Annotated in this window: 1 protein-coding gene; it reads right to left on the bottom strand. The window is 34.9% G+C overall.

The window, feature by feature from the left end; all coding sequences use genetic code 11:
* Nucleotides 1–284: 284 nt before the first annotated feature.
* A complete protein-coding gene (locus tag K5G00_RS29275; RefSeq protein ID WP_238770158.1) occupies nt 285–1,406 on the bottom strand; it encodes an ATP-binding protein in 1,122 nt (373 codons plus the stop codon).
* Between the last annotated feature and the right edge of the window lie 185 nt (nt 1,407–1,591).

Here is a 1,591-nt window from a genome sequence, read left to right as displayed (position 1 = left end):
CTTTAGATAAGTCCTTGGAACAAAATGTTGTTTTTTAGTTTCTGTTTCTTTTTTCTTATTCATTCTCGAAGGTTTTCAAATTGGTGCATAACGGTTTGGCTATGTGGAGTGCGGGACTTTGAAACACTTCACTGTCAGGTTGCCACTGAGCCAATTCGTTTATTCATATTTTAGTTTTTAAGCCAAATCGTCAAAAACGAATTGGCGTTGCCAGCTACGAAGAACTGCGGTTGATTTACCCGCTGAACCCCGCATTACATATAGCTTTTGTTAGGCACTGGCTTTTAATTTATTTTTACAAATTCTCTAAAATTTTCTTTGTCAACTACCATACTTTCCGCATTGTAAGATTCTGTAAATGTCTTTGGTAATTTTGCATTTTTTTTATTTATCCACTTAAATTCAAATCCTGTTATTTTACCACCATTGTCCTCTACAAAATCAACTTCCTGTTGTTGTTTTGTCCTCCAAAAATATGTTCGTGCCAGACTTTGCTTATATTCAATTTGTTTTATTCGCTCTGAAATCAGGAAGTTCTCCCAAAGAGCGCCTTTATCCATTCTCAAATTAATTGGGTCAAAATTTCCGATTATCATATTTCGAATTCCATTGTCATAGAAATAGATTTTCTTACTTGTTTTGATTTCATTTCGAACATTTCGACTGAAACTGCCTAGCTTAAAAACTATGTATCCTTTTTGTAAAATGTCGATGTATTTACTGATTGTATTTTTGTCAACATTCACGATTTGAGCCAATTCAGAATAATTTACTTCACTTCCAACTTGAAGTGCTAGAGCTTGCACTAGTTTATCTAGTATTTCTGGTTTTCGTATATCTGAATATGAAAGAATATCTCTGTATAAATAGCTGTTAACTAAGTTGCGTAGGATATTAATTTCGTCCCCGACATTGTTTAGTACATCCGGATAAAGTCCATATAAAAGACGATTTTCTAATTGCTGTTCAGAATACAAAAATCCATGGTGGTTTTCATACTCTTCCCAGGAAATAGGAAACAACTGGTATTCCCATTTTCTTCCTGTTAATGGTTCATTGATTTTATTAGTCAAGTCAAACGAAGATGAACCACTTGCAAATAGTTGGACGTCTTTAAACCGGTCGGTTATTATTTTCATTGTCAGACCGATTCCTTCAATTCTTTGAGCCTCATCAATAAACACGAATTTATATTTTCCAAGAATTGTCCTAATTTGTTCCGTGTTAGGTTCAGTCAGTAAAGTTCTAGTTTTTGGGTCATCACCATCAAGAAGGAGATAATTTTCGTTTCCAAGAATTGATTCAATCAAAGTTGTCTTACCAACTTGTCTTGGACCAATTACGATTATGGCTTTCCCTGAACCAATTCGTTTTTTTATTAAATCACTTAAGTATCTTGAATACATATTTTTTATTTCAAAGATACAACATTTGATGAATTAATTCACCGTTGGTTATGTTTTTGTGTGATGTTGTCTTCTTTTTCAAGCTTGTGCCTAACGGTTGGTACATGTTGTCGGGGCGGATTTCGGAGAGCGTTCCTGTCCGAAGGACACGGAACTGCGATGCGAGAATCCGCAGTTGGCGCACC

Origin of the sequence: Maribellus maritimus (assembly GCF_022267315.1) — a bacterium.
Classification (GTDB): domain Bacteria; phylum Bacteroidota; class Bacteroidia; order Bacteroidales; family Prolixibacteraceae; genus Draconibacterium; species Draconibacterium maritimum.
The sequence above is the reverse complement of the archived record's forward strand: the minus strand, read 5'-3'. Positions and strand labels throughout refer to the sequence as shown.